Source organism: Xanthomonas sontii, assembly GCF_040529055.1.
GTDB lineage: Bacteria > Pseudomonadota > Gammaproteobacteria > Xanthomonadales > Xanthomonadaceae > Xanthomonas_A > Xanthomonas_A sontii.
The window spans coordinates 4134648-4151688 of record NZ_CP132342.1; the positions used below are offsets into that span (position 1 = coordinate 4134648).

A 17041-nucleotide genomic window follows, 5' to 3' on the forward strand; every position below is an offset into this window, starting at 1 on the left:
AGCACTCCAACGGGACATGCCGGGGCCGATGATGGGCGTCGCACCAAGGTCGGACAGGTGCGGCGATGACACAGGCAGGCCCACACGACATCGCGAGCCAGCTGCTCTCGGAGACCTTCGAGCGCAGCGGCCCCTCCGCACAAGCCCTTACCGACCCGATCGCGGACACGCCGATGGTGGTCACACTGGACCAGTTGCGACCCTACGACCTCAATCCTCGGGTGACCGTCAACCCGCTGTACCCAGAGATCAAGGCGTCGATCCGCGAGCGTGGCCTGGACGCCGCGCCCGCCATCACGCGGCGGCCGGGTGCGGCCCACTACATGATCCGCAACGGCGGCAACACGCGCCTCGCAATCCTTCGCGAACTGTGGGCAGAAACGAAGGACGAGCGGTTCTTCCGCATTCCCTGCCTGTTCCGCCCGTGGCCCCAGCGGGGGGAAATCATCGCGCTGACAGGGCACTTGGCGGAGGGGGAGCTCCATGGGAAGCTGACATTCATCGAACGAGCCCTGGGCGTGGAGAAGGCCCGGGAACTGTACGAGAGCGAGAACGGCGGCAAACCCATCAGCCAGATGGAGCTGGCACGTCGGCTGGCAGCGGACGGCTACCCCGTGCCGCAACCCCACATCAGCCGCATGCGCGACGCCGTGCAGTACCTGCTGCCCGCGATCCCGTCGGTGCTCTACGCGGGAATGGGCCGGCACCAGGTAGAGCGACTGTCGCTACTGCGGCGCGGTGCCGAGCAGGTCTGGGCGCAGCGAACATCCGCCGATGCGATCGCGTTCGCCGATCTCTTTCAGGACGTCCTTTCAGGATTCGATGGCGCGCCGGATGAGTTCTCTTTCGACCGGGTACGTGACGAACTGATCGGGCAGATGTCGCAGGTGCTGGGTGCTGACTACGATGTGCTCGCGCTGGACATCGCCGGGCTAGAGGGCCGGCAGCGGGTGCTGCTCAGTGCCCCGTCCGCGCCACCGGTGGCCTCGTCGCCTCGGGACGCAACGCACGAGCCACTGCCTCGGCCGCGATCCTCTGGGACCGCGACCGGCGGCGCCCCTGCCCTGCCTGCCGACCCGATCAGCGTTCCACGCGAAACGACCGCAACGGCCGCAGACGAATCGACGCGGCCCGCATCGAACCCCACGGACGAGCGCACGGCATCGCCCGCTCCCACGACGGAGCGCCTACAGTCGATCCAGAAGCTGGTCGCGGACCACCACGGCGAGCCTGCGCGCTCTTTCGCCGACAACGTTGTGCATGCCATCCCGGTGCAGGCGGGAGGCCTCTACCCCATCACCGACCTGTGGCACATCGACCCGGGCCTTGATACGCCGGACCGGTTGCGCGTGCATATCGCCCAATTCGCGCGGGAAATTGCCGCCGAAGGCGGCGTGGCCGACAGTGTGGAGGGTTCGGAGCGGGGCATTGGCTATACGTGCGCAGCGCCAACCACCCACTCGCCAGCCGACAACCCGTTCGCCAGGGCCATGCTTGCGATTCTGCAAGCGCTGTCCGGCGTGCCGTCAGCGCCGGAGCCGCTATCCGATGCGCTGGGCCTGCTATTGCGCGGCAACGAAGCCATCGCCCGCCTCAGCGACAGCGGGCTCGTGAAACTGTTCCGGCTGATCCGCCTCGCCCGACGGCTATCGGACCTCCAGCCTGGCGCCGGGGCGATGCCATGACCGCGCCCCACCCGCTGAACCAGGCCGTGATCGCGCAAGCGCTGCATGACCTGCGCAACGGGCAATTGCGCCGCGCCCGGTCGATGGGCTTCGGCGATGCGGAGCTCGCGGCCCTCAAGCGCCCCGATCTGGTGAGCGTGTTACTCAACGCCTCGGTGTCCTGGTGTTCGGTGACGGTGAACCCCGAGGTTGTGCGCCGGCTGCTCGGACAGACCCAGGATGTGGAGCGCGAGATTTCTACCGTGGACCGCATGTTGCGCCTGGGCGCCAGCACGGAGATGGTCAGCACGTTCTTCGGCCTTTCGCACCAGGAAGTGGCGCTGCGGCGCGAGATCCTGGCGCTGCCCAAGCGCAAGGGGCGACACCCCGTGCTGAGCGAAGCACAGGATGCGGAGCTGTGGGGCAAGTGGAAGCCTGCGATCCGTGAGCGGGGCATCGATCTGCACGACGACCTCGCGATGCTGGACGTCGCGATGGACCTGGCCGAGGAAATGAGCATCCCGCTGTCCGTGGTGTGGGCCGCGATACAGGGCTGGATCGCGCAAGGTCTGGTCTAAGCCCATGGCAGCGCCCGGGAAGCCGCGGCCGCCCGGCCCCCGTTCGCTGTCGGACGTGCTCGACGCGGCCTGCGAACAGGCGCAGCCGGCCTACTCACCCACGGCGACACCGGCGGGCAAACCCGGGACGCAGGATGGCTTTCTGTTCAGCGGCAATCGCCACGAGACCGTGCCGCGGGCGTTGTTCCTGGACCGGCGGCTGACGCCGCTCGAACGCAATGCATGGCAGGTCATCCGGATGCAGTTGAACGTGGACGGCCTGACGGCACTGCCCACCTACGATCAGTTGCGCCCCCTGCTCGCTGTCATGCCCTGCGGTCCCGTGGCGTCCACGGAGACCGTCGCGCGCGCCCTCACGCTGCTGAGGCTGACGCGCTGGCTCAGCCTCGTGCGCCGGCGCCGCGACCCGCGCAGCGGCCGGATCATGGGCAACCTCTACGTTCTGCACGACGCACCGCTCACCCCTTTTGAAGCGATGCAACTGGATGCCGATTACCTCGGGCTGGTCAGCCAGGCGCTGACCCATGCGAGCAAAGCCGTGCAATCCGTGGGACAGCATGTGCTGCAGGAGGTTGCTGACGACCCCATGTTGCGCGGCGGCGTTCTGCCCACTCGCCTGCAGGTGCTCACGGCGCAGTTGGCCGATGGTGCGCAGAAGCCGCAGACGCAGGGAGAAATTTACCCACAGGATGCGCACACTGGCGATTCCGAAGGAGGTCCGGCGAGCCTGCTTCGGATTCCCGTGCCTCCATCTTCGGAATCCGAATCAGGCCGGAAACCCGCGCCGGACCGCTCCCTTCGGAATCCGAAGGAGGCCCGTACTGGTAGTTTTCGTATAGGAGAACGTACTGTACTGCGCGGGCGCGAGCGCGCGATGGACGGCCTGCTGCTGCCGGCGGAGTTCCTCAGCTTGAAGGACGAGCAGCAATCGGGCGCGCTGGTCGCCCTGCGACAGGTGGCCCAGGAGCAGCGCCAAGCCGTGGTGGACGAATGGGCCGCGCGGTGCCGCGACAGTGCAGTGCGCAACCCTGCGGGCTACCTCTTCGGGCTCATCCAGCGCGCGATGCGCGGCGAGTTCAAAGCCTGGGCCGGAGCCGGCGTCGCCAAGTCTCCCGCGCCTGACATTCCACCGCCACCGCCGCCCCGTCCGCCCGCACGACCGCCCCCCCCGGCACCGAAGCCGGCGAGCCCGGAGGTGGCACGGGCACACCTGGAGCGGCTGCGCGCCATCCTGCGCGGTGGCTGAGCCGATGGAGGGCGATGGGCAACTGCAGCGCTATACCCTGGGTATAGAAGCAGCACAGTGACGACCGCACAGCCGATGCGCCACAACAGGCGCGCGTTCTTCTAAAGCGGGAACAGGGTTGATCGCTCCGGGCTATACCCCGGGTATAGCGGCGGTGACAAGGTCTGCGCACCGCGGTCCTCGCTGGATCGCGTAACCCTCTCCGTCTATCCACCACACCGGCCGAGATCGAATCAGGCGGCTCCGGGCTGCGGGTTGTTGACGGACAGCCTTCCCGGCCCGCGGCGACGCTAGCGGCTCGTACATCCATCGCGAGTCATCCATGGCTGAAACTCCCAACACCCCTGCCCTGCAGCTCAACCTCGGGTCGCTGCGCAGCGCGATGTCGCTGACGCTGCACACCCACCACGCATCCCGGATTTGGCATGGCCGCGCACCGGCGGAGGGCCGGGCCGGCATCGTCGGGCTCAATGGCTATATCGCCGTGATGAACAAGATGAAGCGCGGCGCAGAGCAGGACGATCCGTACTCGGACTGGTGGATGCTGCGCATCGAGGAGAAGCTGTCGCAGACCGACATCGCCCTGCGGCAGTTGCGCGAGCAGGTGGACCGCGCACTCACCGGCGTACCGGCCGCGCTGTCGCTGGGCGAGAACCTCAACGTGCAGCCGATCCGTCTGCCTCTGTTCGTCAATGCGCAGCTGGGCTTCATGGCCGTGTACCTGCTGGCCGACTACGACGAACTGGCGCGCAAGCTCATCCTTGCCCACCACACCGCGCTCATCGATCGCTCCACGCTGGAGCGCTGGCTCAACGAAGGAGCCCATGCGCTGCGAAGCCTGTTCTCCCTGGCGCAGCAGTACCGTTATTCCGGCTGCACCCGGGACGACTTCGCCGCCAAGAACGCCGCAGCCCGGGCTGCCGTGGAGAAGTACGGCGAACTGCCGCAGGATGTGCTCGAAGGAACCCGCCGCTCCCGCTACGCGCCGCCCATCGTCCGACGTTCCGGCTTGGCCCGCACGACCATTGCGGCGGCCGACGACATCGCATCTGCCGAGCCGGGTGATGCCGCAGGGCCGGAGAGCAAGGACGCCACGAGCCATGACAGCTCGGCCGGGGAACCCGACGGCGACGAGGGTCACGAAGGCGAAGGCACTGCGCCATGACGGAGCCGACTTCCTGCGCCAGTGGCGGCTCGCGGCGCTTCGCACCGCTGGAACAGGCGGACTTTCGCGGACTACGACAGGCGGCCTCTCTAAAAGGCCTTTTACAGCCTTTTAAAGGTAAGGGGCCTCTGGAGGCCTGGGCCAGCGAATGCCATGCGCTGCGTGACGCGCTCACGGCCATGGCGCAGCGGCGCGTGCTGGCGCAGGCGAACCAGTACCCCTATCTGCTGCTGCCCGTCCATCTGGCCCAGCAGGCCACTGGCGCAGGGACGAACTTCCTGCGCTGGCGCAGGCACGACCGCTCCGCGATGGGTGTGGCGCTGTGGGAACAGATGATGGCCAGCACCGCGACGCCGGAAGGCTTGATCGACGATCTGCACGCCATGGAGGTGCAGCGGGTGGTGCTCAACATGCAAGTGAGCCTGCTGCACACCCTGGGGCGGCAGGCAATGGACTGCGCCAGCAAGATTGCCAGCGCCGAGGCCGTCTACCTGCGCCGGAGCACACCGAGATCTGAGGGCTGCCAGCGCGGCGGCCACCCGACGCCGTGACGCGGCAACGGGCATCCCTCTGGCTCGATCCAACCCACCTGCGCTGACGTTCGCTGGCGCATTTCCCACCACCACGACGGAGAAGACCATGAGCACCCATTTCCATGGCGAAGGCAACATCGGCTCACCCCCGAAATTCGACGAGTATCCGAACGGCAACGATGAGCCGCGGCGCGTGCTGCGGCTCAATGTGTACTTCGACAATCCTACGCCCGGCAAGGATGGCGCCTACGAAGATCGCGGAGGCTTCTGGGCGCCTGTGGACTGGTGGCACCGCGACGCGGAGCACTGGGCAAGGCTGTTCGCCAAAGGAATGCGGGTCGTCGTGCGTGGACGCATGATTCGCGACGCATGGACGGACGAGGAAGGCCAGCCGCGCACGACATACAAGGTGGACGCCCGCAGCGTCGCCATCCTGCCGTACCGGCTGGATTCGATTGAGCTCAGCCCCAAGCCCGGTGCCGGTGACGAATAGCCATCGCTGGGCGCCTTCACCCGCGATGGCGCCACAGGCGGCGCTCCGGCACCCAGCAACCCGGAGCGTGCGGCGCGCGCCTTGTTCGCTGCGCCAGCCCAGCGGGCCCGCGATGCTGACGGCCATTCGATGACCGTCATGCATTTTCCCGGAGGGCCTCTCTCATGCGCGTGGTTCTGTGCGAGAAGCCGTCCCAAGGCAAGGACATCGCCAGGGTCCTGGGCGCACACCAGCGCGAAGCGGGCTGCCTGGCCGGGCCGGGCATCAAGGTCACCTGGGGCATCGGCCACCTGATCGAGGCTGCGCCTCCGGAGGCCTACGGCGAGCACTATCAGCGCTGGTCGCTGGAGACGCTGCCGATCGTTCCACAGCAGTGGCGGTGGGTGGTCAAAGCCGACACCGCTTCGCAATTTAAGGTCGTCCAGCGCCTGCTGGCACAGGCGTCCGAACTCATCATTGCCACGGACGCCGATCGCGAGGGCGAGATGATCGCCCGCGAGTTGGTCGAGTACTGCGGATACCGCGGCCCCATACAACGGCTATGGCTCTCCGCGCTCAACGATGCGTCGATCCGCAAAGCGCTGGGCTCCCTGCGGGCATCGCACGAGACGTTTCCGCTGTACCACTGCGCTCTCGCGCGCTCCCATGCGGACTGGCTCGTCGGCATCAATCTCACGCGCCTTTTCACGCTGCTGGGGCGCAAGGCCGGCTTCGACGGGGTGCTTTCGGTGGGCCGCGTGCAGACGCCCACCCTCAAGCTGGTCATTGACCGCGATCGGGAGATCGCAGCATTCGTTCCGGTCCCGTTCTGGTCCATCGAAGTCTCGCTCTCGGCGGGTGAACAGGCATTCTCCGCGCACTGGGCTCCACCTGCAGCCGTCGCGGACGATGCAGGCCGGTGCGTGCAGCAGAGTGCGGCTCAACATGCGGCCGCTGCCATCCGCACGGCCGGGCACGCGCAGGTCACGGGCATCGATACCGAGCGTGTGCAGGAAGGCCCTCCGCTTCCCTTCGACCTGAGCACGCTGCAGGAAGTATGTTCACGGCGTCTCTGCCTCGACGTGCAGGAGACGCTCGACATCGCCCAGGCCTTGTACGAGACACACAAGGCGACGACGTATCCGCGTACCGACGCGGGCTATCTGCCAGAGAACATGCTCGCCGAGGTTCCCACGGTCATCCAGAGCCTGTTGAAGACGGACCCGGCGCTGCAGCCGCTCATCCAACACCTCGACGTGGGCCAGCGTTCCCGCGCCTGGAACGACGCCAAGATCGCGGCCCACCACGCCATCATCCCGACGCTGGAGCCCGCCAACCTGTCGGCGATGTCCGAGAAGGAGATGGCCGTGTACCGGCTCATCCGCGCCCACTACCTGGCCCAGTTCCTTCCCCATCACGCGTACGACCGGACGACGGTGCGCCTTGCATGCGGCGGACAAGCGCTTCAGGCGTCCGGAAAGCAGGTCATCGACGCGGGCTGGAAGCTGGCGTTCTCGGCCCCATCACTCCCCGGTGCAGTGACGGAGGCTCCCGAAGCCGAGACGGACAGCGAAGCTCCGCGCGACCAGGCGCTTCCGGCGCTGCGGGAAGGCATGGCCTGCCAGGTCAGGTCGCTCGATCTGAAGTCGCTGCACACCAAGGCTCCGCCCCCCTACACCCAGGGCGAGCTCGTCAAGGCGATGAAGACCGTCGCCAAGCTCGTCACCGATCCGCGCCTGAAGCAAACGCTCAGGGAGACGACCGGCATCGGAACGGAGGCGACGCGCGCGAACATCATCAGCGGGCTGCTCGCGCGCGGGTTCCTCGTGCGCAAGGGCCGCGCGGTCCGCGCATCTGAGACCGCGATGACGCTCATCGACGCAGTTCCCTCTGCGATCGCGGACCCCGGCACCACGGCAATCTGGGAGCAGGCGCTGCACATGATCGAGGCGCGCAAGATGGACCTCGAATCGTTCGTCTCGAAGCAGGCCGCATGGGTTTCGCAGTTGGTCGAACAACATCGGGAGGCCACTCTCGCGATCCGCATTCCCGCGGGTCCGCCATGCCCGCTGTGCGGTGCCGTAACGCGTCAGCGCACCGGCAAAACCGGAGCCTTCTGGTCCTGCTCCCGCTATCCTGACTGCAAGGGCACCGTCGCGATCGACTCTGCCAAATCAGGCCCCCGCAACGGGCTGCGCAAGCCGCGCCCCGCGCGCAAGCACGGCTAGTCTCGGCGCCCCTTTCCCCATCACCCGACCGCACCGCAGGTGCGGCCGCCTCGCGCCCCGCGAGGCCCCCAGCATGCACCGCCTTCTGCGATGCGTGCCCGCCGGCAGGGCCATGCCCGCCGGCGGAAGGCCCATTCGTCCGCACGCCGCTGCCGCGGCCCCGTACTGATCGCGTGTTTCCGTTGCCGACGGGTCTCCCGGCGCCCTGCGCACCGCGCGGGCCGCCCGGAGACCCGTCGGGTCAACGGCAGTCCTTGCCGGCGCCCACCGGCGCAACAACGGGCTCCCTTTGTGCGCGGATGCGTGCCAAGGAATTTCGGCTCCAGCCACGACACGGGCCGGGTGATCTGCGCTGCACGGGGTTCTTACGCCGACCTGCGTGCGATGCGTTCCACGGGTGGCCACTTCCTCGCCAGCCGGAGACCCCCGCGGTCTTCGGCGCCTTCCTCCTGCCGCCCCCCCCAACGCACAGGAGAACCCCATGAAACCCACACACCCCGACACCGAGGCCATCGATTACGGCAGCGTCTGCAGCGGCATCGAAGCCGTCAGCCTCGCGTGGGAGCCGCTCGGCCTCAGACCGGCATGGTTTGCCGAGACGGATGCCTTCGCGAGCGCCGTTCTCGCGCATCGCTTCCCGCATGTACCCAACCTCGGCGACATGACATTGCTGGCGCGCCGCATCCGCGTGCGCGAGGTCGCCGCACCCGCCGTCCTGGTCGGCGGCACGCCGTGCCAGTCGTTCAGCACTGCGGGAGCCCGCCAGGGGCTTGCCGATCCGCGCGGTGCGCTCACCCTTGCCTATGTGGAGATCGCCAATGCCATCGACCAAGTCCGTTCCCGCGCCCACCTTCCGCCCGCGACGGTCGTCTGGGAGAACGTTCCCGGCGTGCTCAGCGACCGGGGCAATGCCTTCGGCTGCCTGCTGGGCGCACTGGCCGGCGAAGGCCGTGCTCTCCAACCGCCAGGGAAGCGGTGGACGCACGCTGGTTGTGTGTCTGGCCCCCGGCGCCGCATCGCCTGGCGCGTGCTCGACGCCCAATACTTCGGCCTCGCCCAGCGCCGCAAGCGCGTGTTTCTTGTGGCAAGTGGTCGAAGCGACCTCGATCCCGCCGAGGTACTTTTTGAGCGAGAAGGCCTGCCGCGGCATCCTGCGACGGGCAGCGCGCCGCGGGAAAGCGATTCCTCCGCTGCTGGAACTTGCGCTGCAACAGCAGGCGGGAGATCAGGGCTGAAATCGCCGTACGGCCCAGTCCGCTTCTCGGTAGGGTTCGGCAACGGCCTGGAGCCGACCGAGCTCGCGGCATGCCTGATGGGTGCGCCGCCACGGTTCGATCTCTCTACCGAAACCGTACTGGTCCAGTCGGTGGCCGGCGCGATCAGCCACACCTTGGACACCGCGAACGGGGGCAAAGGATGCGGCGAGGACGGCACGGGCAAGGGCGTGCCCATCATCGCCTTCACTGCACAGGGGTGCGGCGCCGACGCGCTCAGCGGGCGGTGCCCGACCTTGCGGGCCGGAGGCCACCGCTCCGCCCATGCGAACGGCGGTGTCGTCCCGGCGATCGTGTTCGCGCAGAACTCCCGCAATGAGCTGCGTTGGGAGGGCGGCCAAGGCCGGATCGCGGGCACGCTCTCCACTGGCGGCGGGAAGCCCGGCCAGGGCCACCCCATGGTGCTGCAGGCGGCGGCCCACGAAGACCACTTCGTATGCGAGCCTTCAGTCGACGGCAGCTGGGGCTCGCGCTGGCGCGTGCGGCGGCTCATGCCGCGCGAGTGTGAGCGACTGCAGGGCATGCCGGACGATCACACGCTGGTGCCCTACCGCGGCAAGCCTGCGTCGGATGGGCCGCGCTACAAGGCCATCGGCAACTCGATGGCCGTGCCGTGCGTCGCGTGGATCGGCGCGCGGCTGCAGCGCGCCCTGTCGGGAGCACCCTGACCCATCGTCAGAAAACCCCGACCCGTCGCAGGGCGGGTTCCCGATGGCCGGAGCCCGGGCCGGTGCGCGATGATGGCGCTGCCGACCCGGGGCCTTTGGCCGCTCGACCCGAGGGGCGCCCGAGCAGCGCCGATCCGGCCAAACGGTTCATGCGGCGTCTCAGCCGATGAGACGCCACCGGATAGCATGGCCCGCATGCCGCTACCAGAACACTTCGCGTGGGAAACGGACCGGTGGGGCAAGACTTGGCTGCTGTGTCATCGCTCCATTGTCGCGAGCGTTAGCAGTACTTTGTTCCCCGACGGCCGGTGGATCGCGCACGTGAACCGGCACGATGAAAGAACAGCCAGTTACCCACACGCCTACTTCCGCTCGCAGGGATCAGCGATGCGGTCGGTGGAGCGGTGGGCGTGCGCGCACGCCGGGCGCCTTCTACACGAATTGGCGACCAACGCGCGGCGAAGGATTCCGGGACCGGCGCCGAGCCGCGAGGAAAAGCGGTTGGCGCGGAAGATGCGGGGGTGAGAACAGGCGGCTACGGAATCTCAACATCGCTGCTTCACCGCACATGACGCATGCGCCCTTACTTTCCGCGGGCGAGATCGATTTGCTCTTGAATGTAGCCGTCAAGCTGCGAGACGCCTTCGTCCAGTGCAGCACGAAACGACACGGTCTGATTCATGAAGTCGCAGTATTTTTTCAGCGCCGCATCCGCGTCCCGCTCCTTCTTCAGCGAGGCGTGCCGCCTTTTCCAACTGGCAATCGGATCAGTCTTCACCTGCCAGTTGTAGTTGTGCCCTAACCATTCGACGACTTCGCCCATGTTCGAGGCCTTGAATCCTTTGCTTTTCACAAAGGCCTTGGCCTGATCGGTCCATGCGAACGGCCAAGCTTGGCAATGCCGAACTGCTTCGTCCCTGCTTGGACGGTTGGGCGCGTTGTCGGCGATGAAGTTGAGCCCGTCATCGACCTGATCGATTGTCGCGAGCATATCTGCCTGGAGATCGTCGATAAGGCTCTCGCCAAGCGCTTCGGCGACCTCAGCGAGCCGGTCAAATGCTCGTGCGAAAGCATCCTTCTGGTCAAAAATTCCGGGCCTGCCGAGGTACTTCACGGCGCGATGCGATATCTGGTCGCCGGAGTAGATACCGTAGAAGGCGGGCTTGTAGGCCTTGAGCACGGCACACGCCGCTCGGAAGTAGAACACAGCGAGGGAATGCAGAATGCCCTCATGACGACTGCCCTGATGATAGGCAGAATTTCTGAAGGAATGCAGGTACTGAATGCTATCTGCCGTGGCCGCAGCGATCATTTGTGTCTCGCGCGCGTAGGCCACTTTGGCGTCGAAAGCGCGACCAGTCGCAGCCACTGCCGTCTTCAGTTCCGGCTCCAACTCTCCTGCGAGAGTCCTCCTCCGCATGAGACTGTCCTTCGCATACTGGTGCAGAACCAGTTCCACGACGTTGTCGACAAGCATGAGAGCGAATCGGTCAAAGTTCCTTTCGCGAACCGCCAGTTGATCGATGGCCAAGTCAAGTTGGTCAATTTGGTCTGCCATGAATTGATTCATGAAGCACTACTCCCATTGTTCTGGGGCAAGTCTAGTCTTCGGCCAGAGCTTGGTACTCCTCGCCCATCGCATCCGCGGTGCAGAAGTGACTGCGTCGACCCTTGCTACTCCGTTCTGGAGCGGTCCCCTTTAAGGTGGGCTGCGATATCGAATTGATTGCCTCCAGGGCCTAGCAGTCGGCCGGATGCTGGCCGCTTGCGCTGCTGACGACCTCGTCAGTGCCATGCCAGCAGCCAGGATCCTAGGGCTGCGACGAGAGCCATCTCTCGCGCTATCCGCCAGTCCGCTTCGCATCACGCCAACGGACGCCGCCCCCTCCCGGGGCGTTGATGCCATCCCTTCCACGGGCCACTCTGCCCACTTCTTTTCCACCGGCCAACGTCCTGTTCGCCCGCTAATGCGAGCGGACCGGCTCGCGCCCGCGTGCGCCACGGCGCACTCCCTCCAAGGAGCCAACCATGACGACCATTCGACTTCAGACCAATCAGCACCGCCTGATCGCCAACCTGCGGCATGCCTTCAACCAGCGCTCGATGCTGGGAGAACTGCTCCAGAACGCCCGCCGCGCCCAGGCGAGCGAGATCCGTGTCTACGTCACCGACGACTGCATTGCCGTCCACGACAATGGCAGCGGCATCGAAGACCTCCAATCGCTCATCCACATCGCCGAATCAGGCTGGAAGGCATCCATCCGAGAGCGTGAGAACGCCTTCGGCATGGGAGCGCTCGCCACGCTGTACTTCGGCGAACGGCTGATGGTGCGGTCACGCGACAAGACCTTTTCCGCACGAACCGCCGATATCCTTGCCGGAGAGCCGATCGAGGTTCTCCCGGCAGATGGCGCCTGGCAGGGCACGCAGATCCAGCTCGACGGCGTACGCTCACCAGATCGCCACGTCTTTCTGCCGGACTGGGTGCGCTCGGAAATGCGGCGACTGTGCGAGGCATTCCCGGTCAGCGTGTACGTCAATGATGTCGAAGTCCCCAGGCCCCTGGCAAAGCCCAATCTTCGATGGCGTGAAACGTCCATGGGCAAGGTATTGATCGACCTGCATGGCGCCACGAACCAGTGGCGATGCTTCCTTCAGGGGCTGCCTATCCAAGCAGGAAGTTCGCATGCGCCGAAGCAGGTGGTCCTGCTTCCCGACGACATGGTCGCCAAGCTCCCTGATCGCCAGCATCTGCTCAACGAAACCAGCGATATTCCTCGTATCCAGGCGGCTGTGAATCAAGCCTACCGCCAAGCCTTGATGGACGCGAAGGCCGAACTCGCCGGTCACGAGTTCGCCGAGTGGTATGCCGACGCATGCGTCATTTCCTCCAACGCCGACCTCCTCAACGATGTTCCCTTCGTGCCGCGTGCCTGGTTTCGCAACTGGAAAGATCAGCCAGCCGGGGTTTGCCGGTATTGGGAACATTACGGTGACGATGGGGTGACTTCCGCAGAGGCCATGTCGGAAGCCGGGGTCTGGCGGATCGAAGACGATGATGGCGATGTGCTTTTGTCTGAGGTGTACCTGCAGGCGGCGGACGCCTATTTGCTGGAACAACTCAACCTGGATGCAGGTCACTGGCTTCTTCGTCTGGCACGTCCGCTCAGCGCGGAACAGATCGCGGTCAACGTCGGTGCATCACGGCATCGGGTTGAGCATCCAGGCTTGGCCGACTGGGAGGTCGCGCTGGAGCTCGTCAACTCGCTGCAGGTCGGGCTTCTCGAAGGCAGCAAGCTCTACGATGTCCCAGCCCTCCGCAAGGATGGCACGCTGTACGTCACCACGGAGGCAGGCAGCGTCACGCGCCTGGTCAGCGACTACACCGTGGACGATCGTTACGACGAGGAGCTCGAAGACGACGATGAAGAGACCATCCGGACCTTCATCGCCGTGGGCAGTTCCTCGTCGCCGCACCATGTGGTCGAAGCCTTGCTTCCTGACGCGCTGCGCTTCAAAGCCCAGGCCAAACTGGCAGGTGCCAGCGTGAGGCTCGCCTTCGATGCGGAAGGCAAGTTGGCATCGGTCACCTCCTCCTAGCTGTCGATCCATAACCACGCCACGCAGGCCCCGCACTCCGATGCGGGGCCTTTTTTTGCCCGGAATGCGGTACAGGGCCGCATCGGATTGGACGACCACTGCCCGGCATCAGGGCGGGATGCTGGACGCCTGTGTAGCTGACGCCGTCAGCGCCATGCCAGCAGCCTGGATCTCAGGGCTGCAGCGGGATTCGTCCCGCGCGATCCACCAGTCCGCCTCGCATCGGTCCGCGGACAGGCGCTCTGGCAGCGTCGATGCCACATCTCAGCCGGGCCAATCGACCCGATCCGTCCATTCCGCAAGTGTTCACAGGAAAGCCTTCTTCACAGGAGAACCACCCATGCCCCTCCAACTGCAACCCTTGCAGGGTGTAAGGCATCACCTTACACTTCGTCCGTCGTGATCCGGTCCTTCCGGCACAAGGGACTTCGGGCACTGCACCAGCGAGGAGATGCGTCCGGCGTTCGCGCCGATCACGTCGCCCGCCTGCGGCGCCTCCTAGCATCCCTAGACGTCGCCAGAATCCCGTCCGACATGGATCGTCCCGGCAACCGGCTGCATCCCTTGAAGGGGAAGCTCGCCGGCCACTGGTCGGTCAGCGTCTCCGGTAACTGGCGCGTGATTTTTCGCTTCGACAGCTCCGACGTGGAGTTGGTCGATTACCTTGACTATCACTGAGCAGGAGGCCTTCGTGGCTATGCACAATCCTCCCCATCCGGGTGAAGCGTTGCGCGAAGACGTGCTTCCCGCAGCCCGTCTGTCGGTGTCGGCCCTGGCCCGGCACATCTGCTATTCCCGCGGGCAGCTCTCCACGGTGCTGAACGGCCGGGCGGCCATCAGCGCGGACCTCGCCCACCGGCTCGAACTGGCGGGCCTGGGCAGCGCCCGTCAATACCTGGCCGAACAGGCGGCCTACGACCTATGGCAGGCCGAACACCGCGAGCACCCCCACATCACGCGGTTGCAACCGGCCTAGTTTCTCTCCGCAAGTTCTACCCGCCCACCCCAAGCCCCGCATTCCGATGCGGGGCTTTTTTTTGCCCGCAATACGGTCTGCGGCCGCATCGGATTGGCGGACCACCGCCGGGCATCGGGGCGGGATGCTGGACGCATGTGTAGCTGACGCCGTCAGCGCCATGCCAGCAGCCTGGATCTCAGGGCTGCCGCGGGACACATCCCGCGCGATCCACCAGTCCGCTTCGCATCGGTCCGCGGACGAGCGCCCTCGTGGCGTCGATGCACTTTCATCCACGTCCTGCGGGAGCCTCTGCCCGCACTGGGCCGTGGCGCCTCGCGCATCCATAAGGATCTGCCCATGCCAACGCCATCTGTCGTCGGCCACCTGGCCCTGCACTACGCCGGCAAGTTGCTGCCCCTGGAGGTGCTGCACAGCGCCGCCGGCCATTACATCGGCACGCGCGACCTCGACGGTCCCGTATCCCGTGAATCGAGCGAGTACTTCCGCAGCGAAAAAGCAGCCCAGCGCGCCCTGGAGCGCGGTGGATGGTCCCAGTTGCCCAACCCCTGATCCCGTGAAGGATTCCATCATGAACCTGACTCTTCCCCCGGAGGTGGCCGATCTGTTCGTGCGCGAACAGATCCACTTCGCTGCTGCACCTGAAGCGTTCTTCCAAGCCTGGAAGCGCGGTGTCGAGATTGCCGGTCCCGAGTGGTTCGGCGACGGCACGATGGAAGGGATGCGCAAGGCCACGAGCAAGTGGGACCTGCGGCCCAACCTGCTTGCCATCGGCGAAGCACTGCGCGTGCTGAGCAGCGGCCAGCGGATGTTTCTTTCCGCCATGGTGAGCTTCTACAACGCTCGCGAAGGTGCAGCCATGCTGCGCCAATGCCGGTTCGAGGGCCTCGCCGATTTCGGGGGACTCGATCTGCAAAGCAGACAGGTCATCGCCGATCTGCTGCTGAACTACGTGGGCTGGTAAGTCCACGCCGGCCAGGGTCCTGGCCACGAGGAACCTCCACGGCTCGCCGTGCGGTCCTCGCCTTCCTCACCGGGCGCCCTGTGCGCCCGTTTTTCTGTCCACCCACAAGGGAGCCTTTCCCTTGAGGGAAGCCCCTTGTGCTTCATCAAGGAGCTTTCCATGGATCCCACCATTCTTCGCGCCCAGATGCCCGCCCTGGTGCGGTCACATATCCCCTCGAACGTGCGCAGGTTCACCTACTGCATCCTCGACGGCGTGCCGAGGCCCTCTTCCCTCGGCATCACCTTCGATCCCACACCATTCGAAGGCAAGGTCGTCGCCAAGACGGCCGAGGCCATCGTCGTTAAGACGGGCCGCGCCGAGTTCGCCGTACTGGACCGGTCGCTGGTCACCAAGGACCCCGACGAGGGCGCCAATGTGCTGGTCGAGCCGTACGCAAGGCGCCGGTTCGACGGCCTGCGTGCGGATACACCGGAGCGGCGGACGGAACGGACGGCGGACGGCACCGAGTTCGTCTCGGAAACGATGGTGCTCGGCATCGCCCACGCCAGGCTGCCCATCCCGAAACCACAATGCCCCGAGCTCGCCGCACTGATCGAACAACTGGAGGAGCTTCCGGCGCCTGACGGCTTCCGCCGCATCACGCACATGCTCGTCGATGCAGGTGCCAAGGTTTTCAGTTGGGTGGACCCGAAGCCGTCGGACATCTGCAAGACGCCTCCGACCATCACCTTCACGGTCTCGGCGGCGAAGTTCGATGGCGGCCTGCGCATCCTGTACGACCGCGGCGCAGACGCCTACGTGATCGAGTTTCTTCCCGTGGGCCAGCCCATTGACCGTGTCGAAGACGTGTACTTCGAAGAGCTCGGAAGCGTACTGGAATCGCGCCTCGACGATGGCAGTTGGCGTCGCATCCGCGTCACACCGCTGCCAGCGAGGACGTGCTCATCGGCGTGAAGCATCGGATCAACGTTAGCTTTTCAAATTCGCTTTTCAGAAGAACATCATGTCTCTTCGTTTCAAGGGCGCCGATCTGCGCCTCGTGCTCGCGGAAGCCGCCGCTCAACGCTGCAAGATCGTCTTGGTGAAGGACCACGGCGTGTACTGGCTCGCCGCGCGCGGTGCTCGCACCAGCGATGGCCGCCAGAAGCTGATCGCGTACGCGGTGGGCTGCAATCCGAACACCGACCCGTTCGATGACTGGTGGCACACGGCGAATGTTGAACTAGGCGGCGACGACTTCGCTGAGCACATCGACCCGGACGATGGTGTGTTCGCAAAGGTTCTGGCCGGCGGGTATGACCTCGAACTGTCTGCCACACCCGAGCAGCTCACGATGCTGGCCGTTCTCTCCGAAGGCACGCACTGAGTTCGCTCTGCCTCCCAGCCCCCGCCAAGCGGGGGCTTTTTCTTTGCGGCAATGCGGCTGCCGGTCGATCGCGTTGAGGCTGGCTCGCCGACGCGATCCGCAGGACGCTCCGTGCATGCCTGCCGACAGATGTCGGCGACATGCCCGGCAACCCCCGGTCTTCGAGGTTGCGCGTAGCGCCCGCTGCGTGGCCGGACCAGTTCGCTTCGCATCACTTCGCGAACGGCCTCCGATTCCTCGGGGGCGCATGCATCTTTCCACTCAACCCAGCGCGGGGCTTTGCACCTTTTCCCGCTCGACGGGC

At 65.9% G+C, this 17041-nt stretch carries 16 protein-coding genes; 15 read left to right on the forward strand and 1 reads right to left on the reverse strand.

Features of this window, described 5'->3' with window-relative positions; genetic code table 11:
* Positions 1-65 precede the first annotated feature (65 nt).
* The 8 genes from RAB70_RS17350 to RAB70_RS17385 all read left to right on the forward strand — a co-directional run bounded on the left by RAB70_RS17350 (position 66) and on the right by RAB70_RS17385 (position 9828).
* Positions 66-1685 carry a ParB family protein gene (locus RAB70_RS17350; protein WP_148829136.1) on the forward strand — a complete coding sequence of 540 codons (1620 nt, stop codon included), beginning with the start codon at positions 66-68 and terminating at the stop codon, positions 1683-1685.
* The gene (locus RAB70_RS17355) at positions 1682-2242 is read left to right on the forward strand and encodes a DUF2857 domain-containing protein (RefSeq protein WP_148829135.1); all 561 of its coding nucleotides are present in this window, start codon (positions 1682-1684) and stop codon (positions 2240-2242) included. The genes RAB70_RS17350 and RAB70_RS17355 overlap by 4 nt, the downstream gene beginning before the upstream one ends.
* Before the next feature lie 4 nt (positions 2243-2246).
* Positions 2247-3488 carry an STY4528 family pathogenicity island replication protein gene (locus RAB70_RS17360; RefSeq protein ID WP_148829134.1) on the forward strand — a complete coding sequence of 414 codons (1242 nt, stop codon included), beginning with the start codon at positions 2247-2249 and terminating at the stop codon, positions 3486-3488.
* A gap of 322 nt (positions 3489-3810) precedes the next feature.
* Positions 3811-4653, forward strand: coding sequence for a PFL_4669 family integrating conjugative element protein (locus tag RAB70_RS17365; protein ID WP_148829133.1), 843 nt, complete (start codon positions 3811-3813; stop codon positions 4651-4653).
* Positions 4650-5204: a DUF3158 family protein gene (locus RAB70_RS17370; protein WP_148829132.1), complete on the forward strand. Its 555-nt coding sequence runs from the start codon at positions 4650-4652 to the stop codon at positions 5202-5204. Before RAB70_RS17365 ends, RAB70_RS17370 begins: the two co-directional genes overlap by 4 nt.
* An 88-nt stretch (positions 5205-5292) precedes the next feature.
* Positions 5293-5679 carry a single-stranded DNA-binding protein gene (locus RAB70_RS17375; RefSeq protein WP_148829131.1) on the forward strand — a complete coding sequence of 129 codons (387 nt, stop codon included), beginning with the start codon at positions 5293-5295 and terminating at the stop codon, positions 5677-5679.
* Between the two features lie 164 nt (positions 5680-5843).
* The gene (locus RAB70_RS17380) at positions 5844-7886 is read left to right on the forward strand and encodes a DNA topoisomerase III (RefSeq protein WP_148829130.1); all 2043 of its coding nucleotides are present in this window, start codon (positions 5844-5846) and stop codon (positions 7884-7886) included.
* A 481-nt stretch (positions 7887-8367) separates the two neighbouring features.
* The gene (locus RAB70_RS17385) at positions 8368-9828 is read left to right on the forward strand and encodes a DNA cytosine methyltransferase (RefSeq protein WP_148829129.1); all 1461 of its coding nucleotides are present in this window, start codon (positions 8368-8370) and stop codon (positions 9826-9828) included.
* 583 nt (positions 9829-10411) lie between these two features.
* On the opposite strand, the gene RAB70_RS17390 is transcribed toward RAB70_RS17385, so the two are convergent.
* Complete coding sequence (locus RAB70_RS17390) at positions 10412-11398, reverse strand: hypothetical protein (protein ID WP_148829128.1); 987 nt, start codon at positions 11396-11398, stop codon at positions 10412-10414.
* 458 nt (positions 11399-11856) lie between these two features.
* Here RAB70_RS17390 and RAB70_RS17395 point away from each other — a divergent pair, with 458 nt between their 5' ends.
* From RAB70_RS17395 to RAB70_RS17425, 7 genes are all read left to right on the forward strand, one after another.
* Positions 11857-13428: an ATP-binding protein gene (locus RAB70_RS17395; protein WP_148829127.1), complete on the forward strand. Its 1572-nt coding sequence runs from the start codon at positions 11857-11859 to the stop codon at positions 13426-13428.
* A gap of 399 nt (positions 13429-13827) precedes the next feature.
* Positions 13828-14106: a type II toxin-antitoxin system RelE/ParE family toxin gene (locus tag RAB70_RS17400; protein ID WP_148829126.1), complete on the forward strand. Its 279-nt coding sequence runs from the start codon at positions 13828-13830 to the stop codon at positions 14104-14106.
* A 19-nt stretch (positions 14107-14125) separates the two neighbouring features.
* Positions 14126-14404, forward strand: a complete 279-nt coding sequence (locus RAB70_RS17405) for a HigA family addiction module antitoxin (protein WP_225851654.1) — start codon at positions 14126-14128, stop codon at positions 14402-14404.
* Positions 14405-14743: 339 nt separating this feature from the next.
* Positions 14744-14956, forward strand: a complete 213-nt coding sequence (locus RAB70_RS17410; RefSeq protein ID WP_148829124.1) for a hypothetical protein — start codon at positions 14744-14746, stop codon at positions 14954-14956.
* A gap of 19 nt (positions 14957-14975) precedes the next feature.
* A complete protein-coding gene (locus tag RAB70_RS17415) occupies positions 14976-15368 on the forward strand; it encodes a hypothetical protein (protein WP_148829123.1) in 393 nt (130 codons plus the stop codon).
* Positions 15369-15527: 159 nt separating this feature from the next.
* The gene (locus RAB70_RS17420; protein ID WP_148829122.1) at positions 15528-16325 is read left to right on the forward strand and encodes a GTPase; all 798 of its coding nucleotides are present in this window, start codon (positions 15528-15530) and stop codon (positions 16323-16325) included.
* A gap of 49 nt (positions 16326-16374) precedes the next feature.
* On the forward strand, positions 16375-16737 hold the full coding sequence (locus tag RAB70_RS17425) for a DUF3085 domain-containing protein (RefSeq protein WP_148829121.1): 363 nt from the start codon (positions 16375-16377) through the stop codon (positions 16735-16737).
* Positions 16738-17041: the final 304 nt, after the last annotated feature.